This is a genomic window from Corynebacterium sp. HMSC064H12 (assembly GCF_001809925.1).
Classification (GTDB): Bacteria; Actinomycetota; Actinomycetes; order Mycobacteriales; family Mycobacteriaceae; genus Corynebacterium; species Corynebacterium jeikeium_D.
In genome coordinates this window covers 150,730-168,854 of the sequence record NZ_KV799352.1, presented here as the reverse complement: position 1 = coordinate 168,854, position 18,125 = coordinate 150,730, and the positions used below count along the sequence as shown (strand labels likewise).

Annotated in this window: 17 protein-coding genes; 16 read left to right on the top strand and 1 reads right to left on the bottom strand. The window is 58.4% G+C overall.

From position 1 onward, the window contains the following. Position 1: 1 nt before the first annotated feature. On the bottom strand, positions 2-1,720 hold the full coding sequence (locus HMPREF2681_RS08435; RefSeq protein WP_070546761.1) for a long-chain fatty-acid--CoA ligase: 1,719 nt from the start codon (positions 1,718-1,720) through the stop codon (positions 2-4). 515 nt (positions 1,721-2,235) lie between these two features. Between HMPREF2681_RS08435 and rho the strand changes: the two genes are divergently transcribed. From rho to nucS, 16 genes are all read left to right on the top strand, one after another. Further along, positions 2,236-4,188, top strand: coding sequence for a transcription termination factor Rho (gene rho, locus HMPREF2681_RS08430; RefSeq protein WP_049172046.1), 1,953 nt, complete (start codon positions 2,236-2,238; stop codon positions 4,186-4,188). A 66-nt stretch (positions 4,189-4,254) separates the two neighbouring features. Beyond that, positions 4,255-5,328, top strand: a complete 1,074-nt coding sequence (gene prfA, locus HMPREF2681_RS08425; protein ID WP_016422451.1) for a peptide chain release factor 1 — start codon at positions 4,255-4,257, stop codon at positions 5,326-5,328. Beyond that, a complete protein-coding gene (gene prmC / locus HMPREF2681_RS08420; RefSeq protein WP_070546759.1) occupies positions 5,315-6,259 on the top strand; it encodes a peptide chain release factor N(5)-glutamine methyltransferase in 945 nt (314 codons plus the stop codon). The genes prfA and prmC overlap by 14 nt, the downstream gene beginning before the upstream one ends. Before the next feature lie 37 nt (positions 6,260-6,296). Next, entirely contained in the window at positions 6,297-6,953 is a 657-nt protein-coding gene (locus HMPREF2681_RS08415) for an L-threonylcarbamoyladenylate synthase (protein WP_005509411.1), read from the top strand. Positions 6,954-7,035: 82 nt separating this feature from the next. Further along, positions 7,036-8,268, top strand: a complete 1,233-nt coding sequence (locus HMPREF2681_RS08410) for a glycosyltransferase family 4 protein (RefSeq protein WP_224783720.1) — start codon at positions 7,036-7,038, stop codon at positions 8,266-8,268. Further along, entirely contained in the window at positions 8,265-8,714 is a 450-nt protein-coding gene (locus tag HMPREF2681_RS08405; protein WP_005509564.1) for a Cg1360 family ATP-synthase-associated protein, read from the top strand. The genes HMPREF2681_RS08410 and HMPREF2681_RS08405 overlap by 4 nt, the downstream gene beginning before the upstream one ends. Before the next feature lie 390 nt (positions 8,715-9,104). Further along, a complete protein-coding gene (gene atpB / locus HMPREF2681_RS08400; protein ID WP_016422455.1) occupies positions 9,105-9,899 on the top strand; it encodes a F0F1 ATP synthase subunit A in 795 nt (264 codons plus the stop codon). A gap of 141 nt (positions 9,900-10,040) precedes the next feature. Next, the gene (locus HMPREF2681_RS08395; protein ID WP_005509463.1) at positions 10,041-10,295 is read left to right on the top strand and encodes an ATP synthase F0 subunit C; all 255 of its coding nucleotides are present in this window, start codon (positions 10,041-10,043) and stop codon (positions 10,293-10,295) included. Positions 10,296-10,326: 31 nt separating this feature from the next. Continuing rightward, a complete protein-coding gene (locus HMPREF2681_RS08390) occupies positions 10,327-10,890 on the top strand; it encodes a F0F1 ATP synthase subunit B (protein ID WP_005509352.1) in 564 nt (187 codons plus the stop codon). A 5-nt stretch (positions 10,891-10,895) separates the two neighbouring features. Then, positions 10,896-11,714 (top strand): F0F1 ATP synthase subunit delta, encoded by an 819-nt coding sequence (locus tag HMPREF2681_RS08385; RefSeq protein ID WP_070429330.1) that lies wholly within the window; start codon positions 10,896-10,898, stop codon positions 11,712-11,714. Between the two features lie 54 nt (positions 11,715-11,768). Further along, on the top strand, positions 11,769-13,412 hold the full coding sequence (atpA, locus tag HMPREF2681_RS08380; RefSeq protein ID WP_005509387.1) for a F0F1 ATP synthase subunit alpha: 1,644 nt from the start codon (positions 11,769-11,771) through the stop codon (positions 13,410-13,412). Between the two features lie 53 nt (positions 13,413-13,465). Further along, positions 13,466-14,446, top strand: a complete 981-nt coding sequence (locus tag HMPREF2681_RS08375; RefSeq protein ID WP_005509705.1) for a F0F1 ATP synthase subunit gamma — start codon at positions 13,466-13,468, stop codon at positions 14,444-14,446. Positions 14,447-14,448: 2 nt separating this feature from the next. Then, positions 14,449-15,888 carry a F0F1 ATP synthase subunit beta gene (gene atpD / locus HMPREF2681_RS08370; RefSeq protein WP_005509621.1) on the top strand — a complete coding sequence of 480 codons (1,440 nt, stop codon included), beginning with the start codon at positions 14,449-14,451 and terminating at the stop codon, positions 15,886-15,888. Between the two features lie 11 nt (positions 15,889-15,899). Then, on the top strand, positions 15,900-16,271 hold the full coding sequence (locus HMPREF2681_RS08365; RefSeq protein WP_016422459.1) for a F0F1 ATP synthase subunit epsilon: 372 nt from the start codon (positions 15,900-15,902) through the stop codon (positions 16,269-16,271). Positions 16,272-16,488: 217 nt separating this feature from the next. Then, on the top strand, positions 16,489-16,992 hold the full coding sequence (locus HMPREF2681_RS08360) for a DUF2550 domain-containing protein (protein ID WP_070546756.1): 504 nt from the start codon (positions 16,489-16,491) through the stop codon (positions 16,990-16,992). Between the two features lie 77 nt (positions 16,993-17,069). Next, positions 17,070-17,762 carry an endonuclease NucS gene (gene nucS, locus HMPREF2681_RS08355; RefSeq protein WP_005509457.1) on the top strand — a complete coding sequence of 231 codons (693 nt, stop codon included), beginning with the start codon at positions 17,070-17,072 and terminating at the stop codon, positions 17,760-17,762. Positions 17,763-18,125: the final 363 nt, after the last annotated feature.

Sequence of the window (18,125 nt, the reverse complement as noted above, 5' to 3'; positions counted from 1 at the left end):
CCTATTTTTCGCCCGGCCCCTTCAGTTTCACGATGCTGTACTGACCTGCGCTCAAGTGCGAGCGCAGGTCTTTCTTGTCGAACTTGCCCACTGAGGTCTTATCGATTGAGTCCACGAAGGCCCAGTACTCCGGCAACATCCACTTTGGCAGCTTTGGCCGCAGCTCATCGCGGAGCATTTCAGCGGTCTCCTTGCTTGGTTCAACTTCCGGCATCAGCACCGTAATGGCGAGCGGTCGCTCACCCCACTTCTTATCTGGCATGCCGATAATCGCGGACTCGAGTACCTGTGGGCTTTCCATTACGAAGTTCTCCAGCTGAGCAGAGTAGATCCACTCGCCACCGGAACGAATGACATCGCGAGCACGGTCATGAATAGTCAGATAGCCGTCGTGAGTAATCGAGCCGACATCGCCAGTGCGGAGCCACCCGTCCTCGGTGAACTGTTCGCTAGCCTCGTCGACCTCCGCACCGCGGAAGAAGTGCGCGGTGCCTCCATCTTGAGCCTCCGGAGAACTGTAGTAGCCTCCGGTGACCGTGTTGCCGCGCACCTGCAGCTCACCCTGGTTGCGGTCATGCAGGTCGAGTACGCGGTCGTTGTCATCAACAATGCGGAACTGCATGATGTCCGGGAAACGCCCTTGGCTGACACGGTAGCGTTCGCGGGCCTCACCGGAGGCGCCGTACGGAGGTCGTGCCACGGTACCGATAGGCGAAGTCTCGGTCATGCCCCAGAAGTGGATGACATCGACACCGTAGCGCTCTTCCCATAGCCGAATCAGTGCAGGTGGGACAGGGGAACCGCCCGAGAAAATCTCCTGCAGACTCATGCGCTTCGGAGGATTGCTGAGGTAGTGCGCCATGAGGTTAATCCACAGCGTCGGCACGCCCTGAGCTACGCGCGGCATTGAGGTTTCGATGATTTCTGCCAGACGCGGTGCGGACAGGTCCGCGCCGGGGAAGATCAGCGATGCCCCGCACATGAAGGAGGCCAGCGGCACGCCCCAGGACAGGACGTGGTAAATGGGCACACAGCAAAGCCACGGGTTTCCATGCGAAATGGCAAAGGAGTCAGTGGTGCGCATATTCAGGCTGTGCAAGTACAGCGAACGGTGGCTGTAGACGACACCTTTAGGTGCGCCCTCGGTGCCCGTCGAATAGCACATGGCTGCACCGGAGTTTTCGTCGAGCTCAGGCCAGTCGAAGCGGCTGGGGCGTCCGTCGATGAGTGATTCGTAGGAGTACCACGGGATGCCAGCCGGCAGTTGCTCAGCCACATCCGACAGATCACCAATACCGATAATGATAACGGCGCGGACGCGCGGGCAGTGCGGAAGAACCTCGGCGAGCAGTTCGATCTCGGTCGGGTCCGCGATGATGACCTGGTCATCGGCGTGATTGATAATGTGCACAATCTGATCCGGCATGAGCTGCTTGTTCAGCGGCTGGAATACCGCGCCCATGGAGGCGACGCCGAGGAAGACCTCGAAGTGTTCGGCGCAGTTGTACATCAGGGTAGCGATGCGCTGATCCCCGTCGATGCCGAGCTCATCGCGAAGTGCATGTGCCAGCGCACTAGCGCGTGCGGCGATGGCGGTAAAAGTGGTGGTCTCGGGGCCGTCACTGTTCCAGGAGGTCACCGGAGTCCGACCGTGAATGGTGCGACCGTATTCCACAATCTGAGCGATATTGAGAGGAATATGAGGCATCGTACTGCGCATGAGCTCTACAGTACCGACTCACAGCCCCGCGACCTAGCGAAACGCAGGTGAGAACTAGTGTTGCTACCTGACTATTTGGTGACTATCCTTGGGCAATAGGTCGTTTTCAATACGCGGCTAGATACGTACTTCTTCATGTACTCCGCATGCCGTTGACCTTCGCAGTTGTTCACACAACGCGATGGCGCAACGTGACATTGAAAACACATAAATCAGTAGTGCGACTACATAGTCTTGCGGTGCTGTGGACCTAAAATTTCCTAACCATCTTCAGCCCGGACGCTCGGGTTTGAGATGCGGAAATAATGTAGGCAAGATGCCTCGGTTTAGTTTCAACGTCGAGGTCTTTTGCCTGGCTTTTTCGATAGTTTCCCGTCAGCTGCGGCTACTTTTCCGCACGTGGTAAAGGTTCGACGACGGAGCACACGCGGTGGCGGGCAGTAAGAGCGAAAAAGTGTCAATGACATAGCCCCCTGTAGAGAGTGACTGCAGGGAAGGTCGATGAAAGGACATCCGTGACCGATACGGACACCACTGCCACGGCAGGCGGCCCAGAGAATCTTGCGGCCCTCCGAATGGCAGAACTGCGTGAAATCGCTTCCAGCAAGGGCATTCGCGGCATCTCCGCCATGCGCAAGCATGAGCTGATTGAGGCCATTAAGAATGGTGCCCCGGCTGCTGGTTCCGCTCCAGCTCGGAAATCTCGCGCGAAGAAGGCTGCGGCTGGGGCTGCGGATACCGGCTCCAAGGCGAAGGATGCCAAGGAATCGCCGTCGGAAAGCGCGGATAAGGGTTCCAGTAAGAGCGCCGACAAGAGCGACAAGGGCAACGACAAGCGAGACGACGCCAACGCGGATGGTCGCGAGGAGATGTCCCGTTCTCAGCAGCGTCGAAATCGTCGTAACCGTGCTCGTCAGCGCGAGCAGGAGAATCAGGACGATCGCAGCAACGATAGCCGCGACGATTCCGATAACGGCAACGACCGCGGTGATCGCAACGACAATCGCAACGATCGTAATGATCGTAATGACCGCGGTGATCGCAACGACCGTAATAACCGCAACGATCGCAACAACCACGATCGAGACAACGACGATGAAGGCCGCGGCAACCGCAACAACCGCCGCGGTCGCAACAACAATCGCAATAACGACCGCAATAACCATGACGATGACGGTCGTGGCAACCGTAACCGCCGCAACCGTCGCAATCGCCGCGACCGTCGCGGACGCGATAACAACGGTGGGGGACACGGCGGTCAGGACGAGATCCGCGAGGATGACGTTCTCCAGCCGGTGGCTGGCATCGTCGATGTGCTAGATAACAAGACCGCATTCGTGCGCACGTCCGGATACCTGCCGGGCTCTAACGATGTGCTGGTGTCCGCGCAAATGGTTCGTAAATACGGTCTGCGCAAGGGCGACGCCGTCACTGGTCAGGTCCGCATGCCGCGTGAGAATGGCTCGGGCCAGGTCACTCATGGCAACGGCCGTAATCGCCGCAAGTACAACCCGCTGGTCAAGGTCGAAACTGTAAACGGCATCGATCCGGAGCAGGCAAAGCAGCGGCCGAACTTCGCTAAGCTCACCCCGCTGTACCCGAACCGTCGCCTGCGTCTGGAGACCGAGCAGAAGATCCTCACCACTCGCGTCATCGACCTGATTATGCCGATTGGTAAGGGTCAGCGTGCGCTCATCGTTTCGCCGCCGAAGGCCGGTAAGACCACGATCCTGCAGAACATCGCGAACGCTATCGCGACGAACAACCCCGAGTGCTACATGATGGTCGTGCTTGTCGACGAGCGCCCGGAGGAAGTCACCGACATGCAGCGCAGTGTCCGTGGCGAGGTCATTGCCTCCACTTTCGACCGCCCGCCGTCAGATCACACGGCAGTGGCCGAGTTGGCTATTGAGCGTGCAAAGCGTCTGGTGGAACAGGGGCAGGACGTCGTCGTACTGCTGGACTCCATTACCCGCCTTGGCCGTGCGTACAACAACTCTTCGCCGGCATCGGGACGAATCCTCTCCGGTGGTGTGGACTCCAACGCTCTGTACCCACCGAAGCGCTTCTTGGGTGCTGCCCGAAACATCGAGGAAGGCGGCAGCCTCACCATCATCGCCACCGCGATGGTGGAGACCGGCTCCGCAGGCGATACCGTCATCTTCGAGGAGTTCAAGGGCACCGGTAACGCCGAGCTGAAGCTCGACCGTAAAATCTCCGAGCGCCGCGTGTTCCCGGCAGTGGATGTCAACCCGTCGGGTACTCGTAAGGATGAGCTGCTGCTCAGCACGGAGGAGGCTCGCATTATGCACAAGCTGCGCCGCATCCTCTCCGCGCTAGAGTCGCAGGCTGCTATTGACCTGTTGATTAAGCAGCTGAAGAAGACCCGGAACAATAAGGAATTCCTGATGCAGGTGGCTTCTTCTGCACCAATGGCCGCCGACGTTGATGTGGACGACATGCTTTAGCTGGGGTTAGCCGCAAACCACAGCACCTACTAGCATTTCACCCATCACAATCTGAAGGAATATTCAATGGCTAATCAGGTTTCCGCAGTTGACGACATCCTCTCCGAATACCACGGCCTTGAGGCGCAGCTGGCAGACCCCGAGCTGCACAACGACCCGAAGGCTGCCCGTAAGGTCGGCAAGCGCTTCAATGAGTTGCAGCCGGTCATTCAGACTCACAAGAAGTTGACTGAGGTCCAGGATGACCTGGAGGCAGCTCGCGAGATGGCATACGAGGACTCCGAATTCGCAGCTGAGGCTGAGCGTCTCGCTGTCGAGGCAGAGGAGCTCGAGGAAAAGCTCGCCGACCTGCTGGCTCCGCGCGATCCGCACGACAGCGATGACATCGTTATGGAGCTCAAGTCCGGTGCCGGCGGTGAGGAGGCAGCGCTCTTCGCAGGTGAGCTCGCTCGTATGTACCAGCGCTATGCAGAAAAGCACGGCTTTACCACCGAGATTCTCGGGCTGTCCGAGTCTGATCTCGGCGGCGTGAAGGACATGACTATGTCCATCCGAGCTAAGACTCCGTCCCGTGACGGTGCGTGGAGCGTGTTCAAGTTTGAAGGTGGCGTTCACCGCGTGCAGCGCGTGCCGGTTACCGAATCTCAGGGCCGTATTCAGACGTCCGCCGCTGGTGTGCTGGTCTACCCGGAGCCCGACGAGGTCGAAGACATCCAGATTGATGAAAAGGATCTGCGTGTCGACGTCTACCGCTCCTCCGGTAAGGGCGGTCAGGGTGTTAACACGACTGACTCCGCCGTTCGCCTGACGCACCTGCCGACTGGTCTCGTTGTTACCTGTCAGAAGGAACGCTCGCAGATTCAGAACAAGGCCCGCGCTATGCAGGTCCTTGCTGCTCGACTGCAGCAGATGAAGGAAGAGGAGATCGCCGAGGCCGCCTCTGACCAGCGTAAGTCTCAGGTGCGCAACATGGATCGCTCCGAGCGCATCCGCACTTACAACTTCCCGGAGAACCGCGTTTCCGATCACCGCATCGGTTACAAGGCTCACAACCTGGACTCGGTGCTGGGCGGCGACATGGATGACCTGCTCAAGGCCCTCCACGACGCGGAGCGCGCTGAGCGTCTTGAAGCCGAGTAGCCCCACGCCCGCAGAAAATAGCTCGCCGACGTTACCGGATTCCGTCCGTACCCTCGGCGAGCTGTTTCGCTATGCGCGTCGCACGCTTGACGACGCGGCGCTGGCTTCTCCGGATGCCGACGCGCGGGCGCTAATTGCAGCTGCTATCAATGCGGGACCGGCAGACATCATCTTCCGCGGAGACGAACCGTACACCGATGAGGACGGTCGCAAGTATCTGGCCGAGGTACTGGCCCGCAGAGTGGCGCGTGAGCCACTGCAGCACATCCTCGGTACGGCGCCGATGATGAGCCTGGAACTACAGGTTGGGCCCGGTGTTTTTGTACCCCGGCCGGAGACGGAACTGCTTGCGCAGTGGGCAATCGATCGAGCCCGTGAACTGGTCGCAAGTGGCGTCGTCAAGCCGAAAATCGTTGACTTGTGTACTGGATCCGGTGCGTTGGCGTTGGCGATCGCCGATGCCGTACCCGAAGCGGACGTGGTGGCTGTGGAGCTCTCTGAGCGGGCACGGGCGTGGGCTGCGAAGAATATCGAGACGTACGGCGATGGGCGTGTGCGTCTGATTGCTGGCGATGTCACGGATGTTCAGCTGATTGATGATGGCGCTGAGCTCGCAGAATGGGTAGGCGAGACCGACATTGTTGTGTCCAACCCTCCATATGTGCCCGAAGACACCGAAGTTGACCCCGAAGTGAGAGCTGATCCGGACTCTGCGGTCTTCGGCGGCGACGATGGGCTAGATGTCATTCGACCTATGATGAACCTAGTGGGTGCGCTGGTGCGGCCGGGTGGAGTCATCGGCATCGAGCACGATGACTCTTCAGGAGACGATGTCAGTTCACTGCTAAAGGACACCTGGGATTACGCTGATGTAGAGGTCCACCGTGACTTTGCGGGCCGTGACCGTTTTACGGTGGGACGCAAAAATTGATCTTAAAAGCAAACTTTGAAGCAGGAGCACAAATCTGATGAGCAGGATTATGGACTGCAGCACAGATGAAAACCGCGAACGCGCAATTGCAGCAGCAGTAGATGCAGTGAAGGCAGGACGGCTGGTCGTTATGCCTACCGATACCGTCTACGGCCTTGGCTGCGATGCCTTTGATAACCAGGCCGTTGCCTCCTTGCTGCGTGCCAAGCACCGCGGCCCGGATATGCCGGTACCGGTGCTCGTGGGTTCCTGGAACACGATTGAGGGGCTCGTCCGCGAATACTCGCCAGCTGCTCGCACGCTGGTGGAGGCTTTCTGGCCGGGCGGACTGTCGCTGGTTGTGAACCAGGCGCCGAGCTTGCCGTGGAACCTTGGTGATACCGCGGGTACGGTCATGCTGCGCATGCCGCTGCACCCAATTGCTATCGAGATTCTGCGCCGCACCGGTCCGATGGCCGTGTCCAGTGCGAACATCTCCGGCCAGGCACCGGCCACCAATGCCGTGCGTGCCAAGCAGATGTTGGGTGGGGAAGCGGCTGTCTACGTCGACGGCGGCGAAGCCACGATTGGCACCCCATCGACGATTGTCGATATCTCGACTCCAGTGCCGCGGATTCTGCGCGAAGGCGCTGTGTCAGCAGCGGCGGTTGCCGAGGTTTTGAGTACTACGCCCGAGCGACTGCTGGGGCAGTAGTCTTGTCTACCTAAGGCTTTTCCTGTTTAGTATCTGCAGCGATTGTGTGGGTGAGTAGTACCTAGTGGCGGACATGAGCTTATTGGCAGCCCAGTCGGGTGGGGCAGGTGTGCCCATTCGCGAGCTCGCCATGCTCGTTTTAGTTTCCGCTGCTGTCAGTTATTTGCTCACTGGAGTGGTGCGTTATGTGCTGGTCCGCTCGGGCTGGTTGGATGCGCCCCGCACGCGCGATGTCCACGATATTCCGAAGCCCAGGCTCGGAGGCGTGGCGATGTACTCCGGGGTGGTCGCAGCTATCGCCCTTGCCTCGGTGATGCCGGCTCTCAACCGTGGTTTTCCGCCCATGACTCCAGATATGAGGGCAGTTGTAGCGGCCGCGTCGCTCTTGCTAATCGTCGGTATTTGGGATGACCTCTTTGACTTAGATGCCCTCACCAAGCTGGTGGGGCAGGTCGCGGCGGCACTTTTGATGTCATTTATGGGCGTCAACTGGTATCTGCTCTATATCCCTTTTAGTGGCGGCGCCACGCTCATTCTCGATCCAATCATGTCCACAGTGTTGACTGTCCTATTTACTGTGGCATTGATTAACGCCTTCAATTTTGTTGACGGCATTGATGGTCTCGCAGCTGGACTCGGCATGATTGCCGCAGCTGCAATCCTTGTCTATTCGATGGTCATGCTTCACGACCAAGGTGGCACCGTTTCCGCCTATCCACCCGCGATGATTTCCGCGTGCCTCCTCGGCGCTTGCCTGGGTTTCTTGCCACACAACTTCGAACCCGCACGCATTTTCATGGGCGATTCCGGCGCCATGATGATCGGTTTGCTGCTCGCAGCGGCATCGGTGTCGGCGTCGGGACGCATCGCGCCCTCCATGTACGGCACCGCTGACGTCATCGCTCTAATCTCGCCGGTTGTGGTCGTCATCGCAGCAATTAGCGTGCCAATGCTCGACTTGTTGCTTGCTGTTGTTCGCCGCGTCAGTCAGGGCAAGTCACCCTTCTCACCCGACAAAATGCATATTCACCACCGCCTCCTGTCGATGGGACACAGTCATCGCCGCGTGGTGCTAGTGCTTTACCTATGGGTGTCGGTCGTCGCGTACGCCGCCGTTGCCACGACTATTTTCCCCTTTGAATTTGTCGCTCTCACCTTCGGGATCCTGCTTATCATCGCGGTTGTCTTCACCCTCCGCCGTCGCAATGCGCTTGCCGACGACCGTTCAACGGGAGCGCGTCCCAGAAGTGGAAGTGGGGTCCGGCAGGTTATAAGACGTCGACGTGGACGCAGAAGGTACAATCTTCGACCGTGACTGAAAAAACAACTCCGGAGCCCGAGTCTAAATACGATGATTCGCGGCGACCGCTGCTGGCTGCTGCTCGCTCGGGCGCAATCGCGCTCGCTGTGATTACCGTGCTTTCGCTGCTGGTCTGGGGTGGCAAAAACGGTATGCCCGGTGTCTGGGGCGTACTCCTTGGTGCGGGCATTAGCGGAAGCTTCGTATTGCTTACCGTTCTAGGCATCCTCTTTACTGCTCGAACTTCGCCGTCCGTCACGCTTGCCGTTGTATTGGGTGGCTGGTTGTTGAAGATTGTCGTACTAATCGGCGTCCTGGTTGTTATTAGAAATCTTGAGTTTTATGACAACATGACTTTCTTCGTCACTGTTGTACTCACTCTGATGGTGACACTCGGTGCAGAAGTGTGGGGAATGTCGCAATCTAACCTCACTTATGTGCAACCAATGAAGGACGAATAGCTCGTTAATAACTTGTTGACCTGCTGAGAGGCTGCAATACGCTTCTAAAACCGCAGGTAATAAGCATATTGTCCAGTTTGTGCAGAAGATGCCACAAATAGAGGCCGAAACCCACAGAGGGGGTCGGCCTCTTTGTTGGATTCGGGGTCGGAAACGCGGGGGTGTACCGGGTGGGGAAAATGAGTCAGAACTGTTATCCTGAGTTTCGGGTAAGACGGCCTGTAGCGAAATAACTATCATTTCCACAGGTACGGTCCCCGTGAGCGCCGTGCTGATGAGCGAATGGAATCCGCGGCGCGACACGTTAAATGACGTCCTTCGCACCGCTTGACAATAGTTCTAGCGGCCCAATCACGGGAGAGAACGCTGAGCGTTACAACACTTGCCGAGATGCGGGGTGAGTTTCACTCACCCAACTTGCAGGAGGAGTATTTCCCGGGTGAACAATTTGGCGACTTCATTCTAGGTGGCAGTGGCGACTGGTACGCCATGGACCGCCTGATGATTGTTCGTCTTTTGATGGCCGTGATCGTCGCCGTGTTCTTCGTCGTCGCAATGCGTCGTCCGAAGCTCGTGCCGACTGGTCTGCAGAACGTTGCGGAGTTGATGCTGGACTTCGTCCGCATCCACATCGCGGAGGAGATTCTGGGTAAGAAGGAGGGGCGTCGTTTCCTTCCGGTTCTGGCCACCATCTTCTTCCTTGTTATCTCGATGAATATTGCGGCTATTATTCCTGGCCTCAATATTTCGCCGAACGCCCGAATCGGTATGCCACTGGTTCTGGCCCTGTTCGCATACGTTGCCTTCATTTACGCGGGCTCGAAGAAGATGGGCTTCTTCAAGTTTGTGAAGTCGGCAGTCGTTATTCCGAACTTGCCACCGGTACTCCACCTCATCGTGGTGCCGATCGAGATTTTCTCCAACTTCGTTCTCCGCCCAGTTACGCTGACCATCCGTCTGATGGCCAACATGCTGGCGGGCCACATGGTTCTAGTCCTGCTTTTCGGTGCCACGAACTTCTTCTTCTGGCAGCTGAATGGTTGGACCGCCCTGTCCGGGTTGACCCTTGTCGCTGCGGTAGCATTCACGCTGTTCGAGATGCTGGTGATTTTCCTGCAGGCATACATCTTTGCCCTGCTGAGCGCCGTCTACATCGAACTGTCGCTGCACGCAGACGAGCACTAACCCATAACTAATGAGGCCGCAACTTCGGCAACAAGGCCTCGCAAATTTAATAGCAAGACCCACTTGACCCACAAAAGCCCCGGGCCTACTTAGAACAATCTTTAATCCGGGGCCATCCTTTAAGAAAGGGAACGGTTCATAATGAACGACGTCATCCTCTCCGCTCAGGACGCTGTCCAGGCTGTCGACACCAACGCTGGCCTGAAGACCATCGGTTACGGTCTGTCCACCCTGGGCCCGGGCCTCGGCATCGGCATCGTCGCCGGCAAGACCGTTGAGGGTATGGCACGCCAGCCTGAGATGGCCGGCCAGCTGCGTACCACCATGTTCCTGGGCATTGCCTTCACTGAGGCTCTCGCCCTAATCGGCCTGGTCGCAGGCTTCGTTTTTGTTTAAGTCCGGACCTCAGGCGGAGAACACGTAAACCATGACAGATTTCACCTTTTTGCTAGCTGCGGGTGACCTCCCGATGGGAGAGTCCATCAACCCGCTGCTGCCAAAGACCTATGACATCGTCTGGTCCGTTGTCCCGCTGGTAGTTATCCTGGTTCTCTTCTGGAAGCTCGTTCTTCCGAAGTTCCAGGAGGTCCTGACCGAGCGGGAGGACCGGATTGAGGGCGGCATTGAACGCGCTGAAGCTGCACAGGCTGAAGCCAAGGCCGCTCTGGAAAAGTACAACAGTCAGCTCGCAGAGGCCCGTACTGAAGCAGCAAAGATTCGCGACGAAGCCCGTGCACAGGGTCAGCGCATCATTGCAGACGCTACGACCAAGGCTAATGACGAGAGCGCACGAATCATCGAGTCCGGTGAGAAGCAGCTCGCTGCCCAGCGTGAGCAGGTAGTCGCAGAGCTGCGCAAGGAAATGGGCCAGAACTCCATCAATCTCGCTGAGCGCCTTCTGGGCGAGCAGCTTTCCGACGACGTTCGTAACTCGTCGACGATTGACAACTTCTTGTCCAACCTTGACACCGTGGCCCCGGCCGGAAAGTAGGCGACATGCACGCAGCAAGCCGCGAATCCCTGGCAGCCCTTAGCCAGCGACTGGACGCCGCTATCAGTGGCGACAATGTCGCTGTTGCTCAGGCTGCTCAGACTGGTTCCGAGCTTTTCGACATCGTCGAGGTCCTGGACTCCGACCGCGGCCTGCGTGTCGCTGTCGCCGACACCTCGGCGACTGCGGAACAGCGTTCCGGCCTTGTCCGGAGCCTGTTCGCGGGCAAGGTATCTGAGACGACTCTTAACCTCGTCGTGGATGCTGCCGCGCAGGTATGGTCCACCCCGCGTGAAATGCGTGAGGGTTTGGTAGAGCTGGGCCGTCGAGCCCTCCTTCGCTCTGCCGAAGGCCAGGGACAGCTTGAGACTGTTGAGTCTGAGCTGTTCCAACTGGGACACATCCTGGCTGAGCAGTCGCAGCTTGAACAGCTGCTGGCCGACAAGGCCGCAACCCCCGAAGCCAAGCGTGGGCTCCTCGCCTCTGTGCTGTACGGCAAGGTCACTTCCGTGACCGAAACCCTCGCACTGCAGGCTGTTGGCCGCCCATCCAAGCGCCCCGCGGACGACATTGACTCCCTGTCCCGGCTAGCCGCCGGCCTGCGGAACCACGTCGTCGCTCGCGTGACCAGTGCCACGGCCGTCTCTGACGAGCAAGAGCGAGCACTGGCGGACAAGCTCGGCCGAGTCTACGGCAAGGCGATGTCCATCCACACCGTGATCGATAAGTCGATTCTCGGTGGACTGGTCATCCGGGTTGGCGACGAGGTCATCGACGGTAGCCTTTCAACAAAGCTTGAGAAGCTGCGCGTCGGCCTCGGCTGACGGATGGTTTAGACGATTAATCACTGGAAGAATATTACCGAGAGCAGGAAGAACATGGCGGAGCTGACGATCTCCTCCGACGAGATCCGTAGCGCGATTGCGAACTACACCTCGAGCTACTCCCCGGAGGCCTCCCGCGAGGAGGTTGGCGTTGTTATCAGTGCAGCTGATGGTATCGCCCAGGTTTCGGGAATGCCGTCGGTCATGACGAATGAGCTTCTGGAGTTCCCGGGCGGCGTTATTGGCGTCGCTCAGAACCTCGACACCGACAAGGTCGGCGTTGTGGTGCTGGGTAACTTCGAGTCGCTTAAAGAGGGTGACGAGGTAAAGCGGACGGGTGACGTCCTTTCGATTCCGGTCGGGGACAAGTTCCTCGGTCGCGTAATTAACCCCCTGGGCCAGCCGATTGACGGCCTGGGCGACATTGAGGCTGAAGAGGACCGCGTCCTCGAGCTGCAGGCACCGACCGTGCTGCAGCGTCAGCCGGTTGAAGAGCCGATGGCTACTGGTATTAAGGCCATCGACGCAATGACCCCAATTGGTCGTGGTCAGCGTCAGTTGATCATTGGTGACCGTAAGACCGGTAAGACCGCGGTCTGCCTGGACACCATCTTGAACCAGAAGGCTAACTGGGAGTCCGGTGACCCGAGCAAGCAGGTGCGATGCATCTACGTTGCTATCGGTCAGAAGGGCTCCACCATTGCTGGTGTGCGCCAGACCCTCGAGGAGCAGGGCGCACTCGAGTACACCACTATCGTTGCTGCCCCGGCGTCGGATGCCGCAGGCTTCAAGTGGCTTGCACCATTCGCAGGCGCCGCACTGGGTCAGCACTGGATGTACCAGGGCAAGCACGTCCTGGTCATTTACGATGATCTGACTAAGCAGGCAGAGGCATACCGTGCCATCTCGCTGCTGCTGCGTCGCCCGCCGGGACGCGAAGCTTACCCGGGTGACGTCTTCTACCTCCACTCCCGTCTGCTGGAGCGTGCTGCGAAGCTCTCCGACGACATGGGTGCAGGCTCGCTGACCGCACTGCCGATTATCGAGACCAAGGCAAACGACGTGTCGGCCTTCATTCCGACCAACGTCATTTCCATTACCGACGGCCAGGTCTTCCTCGAGTCCGACCTGTTCAACCAGGGTGTCCGCCCGGCTATTAACGTCGGTGTGTCGGTTTCCCGTGTTGGTGGTGCCGCACAGACCAAGGGCATGAAGAAGGTTTCCGGTAACCTGCGTCTGGACCTCGCGTCCTACCGCGACCTGGAAGCATTCGCAATGTTCGCATCCGACCTGGACGATGCCTCCAAGCGTCAGCTGGAGCGCGGTCAGCGTCTGGTTGAGCTGCTGAAGCAGAAGGAAAACCACCCGCAGCCGGTCGAGTACCAGATGACCTCCATTTACCTCGCTGGCGAGGGCGAATTCGACGATGTCCCGGTTGAGGACGTCCGTCGCTTCGAGGCCGAGCTGCTTGAGCACCTGCAGGACACTCAGCCTGCAGTCTTCGAGCAGATTGACGGCGGCGTCGCCTTCTCTGACGAGTCCAAGGCTGCTCTGAAGTCCGCTACCGCTAACTTCAAGAAGTCCTTCCAGACTTCTGAGGGCGCACCGCTGGCTTCCGAGGCTCCGGTCGAGGCACTCGACGAGGGCGAGCTCAAGAAGCAGCAGATTACGGTCTCCCGCAAGACTGCCCAGAACTAGGCAGGTTGAGCTACTCAATGACCGTTTTCGCAATTGAAGGGAGGGAATAGGACATGGCGAATCTTCGTGAACTTCGAGCCCGAATCAAGTCGGTGAACTCGACCAAGAAGATCACCAAGGCCCAGGAGCTTATCGCAACCTCGCGCATTACTAAGGCGCAGCGTCGCGTAGCAGACTCCCAGCCGTACGCCGACGAAATCGAGAAGGTCATCGGACGTCTCGCATCGGCTTCGTCGTTGGATCACCCGATGCTCGTAAAGCGTGAGGGTAACCAGCGTGTTGCAGTCCTGGTTGTCACCAGTGACCGCGGCATGTGTGGCGGCTACAACCACAACGTCCTGAAGAAGGCTGCAGAACTGCGTACCGCTCTGGAAGAGCAGGGGCATGAGGTCGTTCTCTACGTGACTGGCCGTAAGGGCACCGACTACTACGACTTCCGTGGTGTCGAGCTCGCCGGTACGTGGGAGGGCTTCTCCCAGGATCCGGACTACGCCGCAACCCACGACGTGCGTCGTCACCTCATTGATGGTTTCAACGCTACGGCCGAGGGCACTGCCAAGTACCGCGAAGGCCTGCGTGGCACCAACGGCGAGGCCGTTCAGGGCTTCGACCAGGTCCACGTTGTCTACACGGAATTCGTGTCCATGCTTTCTCAGATTCCGCGTGCACACCAGATGCTCCCGATTGAGCCTGTGTACGAGGATGTCGAGATTGCTCAGGGCGAGGACATGCTGTCCGATGGATCAGATGACCTCAAGCCGGACTATGAATTCGAGCCTGATGCAGACACCCTGTTGGCAGAGCTTCTGCCGCAGTACGTGTCCCGCACTCTGTTCGCAGTGATGCTCGAGGCCGCTGCCTCTGAGTCCGCTGCCCGTCGTAACGCTATGAAGTCCGCGACGGACAACGCTACCGAGCTGGTCAAGGACCTCTCGCGTGTTGCTAACCAGGCACGTCAGGCACAGATTACCCAGGAAATCACAGAAATCGTCGGTGGCGCCGGTGCGCTCGACGACAGCGGAGAAAGTGACTAGATATGAGCACAGCTCTAAGTGAGCAGAACACCACCACGGCTGTGGGCCGTGTTGTGCGTGTCATCGGTGCCGTCGTCGACGTGGAGTTCCCGCGTAACGAACTGCCGGCACTTTACAACGCGCTGACCGTGGAAGTTACCCTTCCTTCGGTCGCCAAGACCATTGTCCTCGAGACTGCACAGCACCTCGGTGACAACATGGTTCGTACCATTGCTATGGCTCCGACCGACGGCCTGGTCCGCGGTGCAGAGGTCAAGGACACCGGTAAGCCGATTTCGGTTCCGGTTGGTGACGTCGTCAAGGGTCACGTCTTTAACGCAATGGGCGACTGCCTGGATGAGCCGGGCCTGGGTCGCGATGGTGAGCAGTGGGGCATCCACCGTGAGCCGCCGGCCTTCGACCAGCTCGAGGGCAAGACCGAGATTCTGGAAACCGGTATTAAGGTCATCGACCTGCTGACCCCGTACGTTAAGGGCGGCAAGATTGGTCTGTTCGGTGGTGCCGGTGTCGGTAAGACCGTTCTGATCCAGGAGATGATTACTCGTATTGCACGCGAGTTCTCCGGTACTTCGGTCTTCGCCGGTGTTGGTGAGCGTACCCGTGAGGGCACCGACCTCTTCCTGGAAATGGAAGAGATGGGCGTTCTCCAGGACACCGCCCTCGTCTTCGGCCAGATGGACGAGCCTCCGGGAGTCCGTATGCGCGTCGCGCTGTCGGGTCTGACCATGGCAGAGTACTTCCGCGATGTTCAGCACCAGGACGTGCTGCTCTTCATTGACAACATCTTCCGTTTCACCCAGGCCGGTTCTGAGGTTTCGACCCTGCTGGGTCGTATGCCTTCCGCCGTGGGTTACCAGCCGACCCTGGCTGACGAGATGGGTGTTCTGCAGGAGCGCATTACGTCCACCAAGGGCCGTTCGATTACCTCTCTGCAGGCCGTCTACGTGCCTGCCGATGACTACACCGACCCGGCTCCGGCAACGACCTTCGCCCACCTCGATGCAACCACCGAGCTCGACCGCTCGATTGCATCGAAGGGTATTTACCCGGCAGTGAACCCGCTGACTTCGACTTCTCGTATCCTCGAGCCGTCGATCGTCGGTGAGGAGCACTACCGCGTTGCTCAGCAGGTTATTAACATCCTGCAGAAGAACAAGGAACTCCAGGACATCATCGCCATCCTCGGTATGGACGAGCTGTCTGAGGAGGACAAGGTGACCGTGCAGCGTGCACGTCGTATCCAGCGATTCTTGGGTCAGAACTTCTTCGTTGCTGAGAAGTTCACGGGTCTGCCTGGTTCGTACGTCCCGCTGAAGGACACCATCGTTGCCTTCGACCGCATCTGCAAGGGCGACTTCGACAACTACCCGGAGATGGCCTTCGACGGCCTGGGTGGCCTCGACGATGTCGAGAAGAAGTACGCTGAAATGCAGAAGAAGTAAGGGGCATCCTCATGGCTGAAATCACCGCTGAACTGGTTGCCGTTGAGCGACCGCTCTGGAAGGGCAAGGCCACCTTGGTCTCTGCCCAGACCACCGAGGGTGAGATCGGCGTGCTGCCCGGACACCAGCCGTTGCTTGGCCAGCTGGTCAACAACGGCACGGTGACCATCAAGACCGCAGACGGCAAGGTTCTTGTCGCTTCGGTACAGGGTGGGTTCATTTCCGTGTCTACCTCGAAGGTTTCGATCCTCGCGGATAAGGCAATCTGGGCTGACGAGGTTAACCTCTCCGAGGCCGAGTCCAACCTGACTTCGGATGACCCTGCAGTAAAGGCACAGGCTGAGTCGGAGGTCCGCGCGGCTCGTCGCGCTTCCACCAACTAGTCTTTTCGCCTGAACATCCGGTCGCACGACCGTATTCTTCCTGCTTCTTTAAACGGGGCGGGGAGCTCGCAAGAGAAATCTTGCCAGCTTCCCGCCCCGTTTTTCTTAGTTATTTTTCATGTCAGTGCAACAATCGGGTAGGGTTTGTAAAAAGCCTCTAATGCGCTTTTGAACCAAGGTTCGTCGTCTATTCACCCGGATGCGAGGCTGGCAGATAGTGTTTTCAAGCGTAACCATGATGTCAATCATGTTCATGATTATCGGTGCGATGTTGATCGTCGGCGGGGTCCTTGCCCTGTGGCGTTTCGCCAGCCTGCATGCAAAAGGTACTCCTGTTATTGCTCGTCGCCTTCCTGCAGGTGATGGCAGTCATTGGCGCCATGGTGTCATTGTTTATTCCGAGTCGACGTTGAAGATGTACAAGCTACGTTCGCTGCGTCCTGGCTGTGATGCCGAATTTGCCCGTCACGATGTCACTATTGTGGATCGCCGAGATCCGACTGACATCGAGGCGGGTTTTTTCGCGCCCGGGCTTCGGGGAGTCAGGATTAAAACGGGGAAAAATACCGAATGGGAGTTTGCTGTGGACTCGTCCTCGGACACTGCGCTGGTGGCGTGGGTGGAGTCGAAGCCGTCGTCACGCCAGACTCGTGAGTTTCCTACAGACATTGAGCGCCGTTTCCGTTCGGCTTATAACCGTGGCCGAGGAAGTCAGTATTAGCCTCGGACGACAGGCTATTGCTAAGGCTCTAGTGGGTATTGTTTTCTCCCGCGCGGCAGTCACGTTAGGGTAGGGGAATGCGCCTTGTGATTGCTGAATGCACCGTTGACTATGTCGGTCGCTTGAATGCCCATCTGCCTCATGCCCCGCGCTTGCTGTTGGTGAAAGCCGATGGGTCTGTTTCTGTGCATGCCGACGACCGTGCATATAAGCCTCTAAACTGGATGACACCGCCGTGCACGCTGACGGAGAAGGATATTCTCGACGAGTCGGGTGAAGACACTGGTGAAAAGCTCTGGGTCGTCGAGAATAAGAAGGGCGAGCAGCTTCGTATAACTATCGGCAAGGTGCTGGCTGATAGCACGTACGAACTGGGAGAGGACCCTGGCCTGGAGAAGGACGGGGTAGAAGCGCATCTACAGGAACTGCTTGCAGATCAGTTCACAACGTTTGGCGAGGGCTACACCCTGATTAGGCGCGAATACCCAACCCCGATCGGACCGGTGGACCTGCTTGGCCGCGATGAAAACGGCGCCACCGTTGCAGTCGAGGTTAAGCGTCGGGGCGGTATCGATGGCGTTGAGCAGCTAACCCGTTACTTGGAGATGCTGAACCGCGATGAGCTGCTGGCACCGGTGGAAGGGATTTTTGCTGCCCAGGAGATTAAGCCACAGGCCAAGACTCTGGCAGAGGATCGTGGGATTCGCTGTGTGACCGTGGATTACGACGCCCTGCGTGGCCTGGAGTCCAATGAATTGCGGTTGTTCTAGCCATGCCTAGGCGAAACCACAAGCGGCGCGGTAATCAACGAGGCAACCAACGCGGCGGGCGTAATAACCACGGCCAGAATCGCGGCAGCCTGCCCACATTTGGCAGTTCTTTCCAAAACACCCGCACTGAATCTGGGCCTGCCGGTTGGCAGGACGTGGACTTTGCGGTGCGTAACATCAGCGCTGGACAGTCGAACAAGGTTTATCGCTGTCCAGGGTGCGACCAGGAAATCATGCCCGGGACCTCGCACATCGTAGCTTGGCCGCAGGATTATGGTGCAGGCGCCGATGACCGGCGCCATTGGCACACTAACTGCTGGCGCAATAGAGCTCACCGCACTATCACGCGCCGCTGGGGATAGA

Bases quoted from the DNA above. Each gene is read 5' to 3' on its own strand.
- HMPREF2681_RS08375 (WP_005509705.1), top strand. From the start codon at position 13,466: ATGGCGAATCTTCGTGAACTTCGAGCCCGAATCAAGTCGGTGAACTCG.
- atpB (WP_016422455.1), top strand. From the start codon at position 9,105: ATGCGGGGTGAGTTTCACTCACCCAACTTGCAGGAGGAGTATTTCCCG.
- HMPREF2681_RS08390 (WP_005509352.1), top strand. From the start codon at position 10,327: ATGACAGATTTCACCTTTTTGCTAGCTGCGGGTGACCTCCCGATGGGA.
- HMPREF2681_RS08415 (WP_005509411.1), top strand. From the start codon at position 6,297: ATGAGCAGGATTATGGACTGCAGCACAGATGAAAACCGCGAACGCGCA.
- HMPREF2681_RS08365 (WP_016422459.1), top strand. From the start codon at position 15,900: ATGGCTGAAATCACCGCTGAACTGGTTGCCGTTGAGCGACCGCTCTGG.
- atpA (WP_005509387.1), top strand. From the start codon at position 11,769: ATGGCGGAGCTGACGATCTCCTCCGACGAGATCCGTAGCGCGATTGCG.
- nucS (WP_005509457.1), top strand. From the start codon at position 17,070: ATGCGCCTTGTGATTGCTGAATGCACCGTTGACTATGTCGGTCGCTTG.
- prfA (WP_016422451.1), top strand. From the start codon at position 4,255: ATGGCTAATCAGGTTTCCGCAGTTGACGACATCCTCTCCGAATACCAC.
- HMPREF2681_RS08395 (WP_005509463.1), top strand. From the start codon at position 10,041: ATGAACGACGTCATCCTCTCCGCTCAGGACGCTGTCCAGGCTGTCGAC.
- HMPREF2681_RS08435 (WP_070546761.1), bottom strand. From the start codon at position 1,720: ATGCGCAGTACGATGCCTCATATTCCTCTCAATATCGCTCAGATTGTG.
- atpD (WP_005509621.1), top strand. From the start codon at position 14,449: ATGAGCACAGCTCTAAGTGAGCAGAACACCACCACGGCTGTGGGCCGT.
- HMPREF2681_RS08385 (WP_070429330.1), top strand. From the start codon at position 10,896: ATGCACGCAGCAAGCCGCGAATCCCTGGCAGCCCTTAGCCAGCGACTG.